Origin of the sequence: Empedobacter sp. UBA5528 (assembly GCF_002426075.1) — a bacterium.
In the GTDB taxonomy this organism is placed as follows: domain Bacteria; phylum Bacteroidota; class Bacteroidia; order Flavobacteriales; family Weeksellaceae; genus Empedobacter; species Empedobacter falsenii_B.
In genome coordinates, this window is the sequence record NZ_DINY01000041.1 from 132,736 (window position 1) to 133,178 (window position 443).

The 443-nt window shown below is 27.5% G+C and carries 1 pseudogene; it reads right to left on the bottom strand.

The window, feature by feature from the left end:
• Positions 1–443: pseudogene (locus B4L98_RS14750) on the bottom strand (IS982 family transposase); the annotation flags it as partial.

Sequence of the window (443 nt, forward strand, 5' to 3'; positions counted from 1 at the left end):
GATCTTTTTGGTGATTCTAATCGTATATGAACTTCACTAAATAAATAAATTTGAATTGTTTGCAACTAATAATCTCTATCACCAAGTAGTACTCAATCTGATAGTTGAGATTTTATATCTTTCAAAAAATAAATATCATAAACAGATGCAGGACTAATATCAATACTCTAGAAAACACATCTTAAAGAACAATCAGCATAAAGTTTATAGCCTTAAGAAGACATTTACTGAGAAGCACAAAAACCTCTATTTGGTGCACTAAACTGATTTTATTTGCAAATTTTCGAGCGTTTAATTCTTGCTATTTTACAAAACTGAAACGGCATACTATCAATGATTAAAACAATTTTCAAATTCATTAAATTCTTTCGCTAATTTGAGGCGAATACTATTAATTTGATATGATAATCTACATTTTCTTCGATTGTAAATACTTCGCTCAA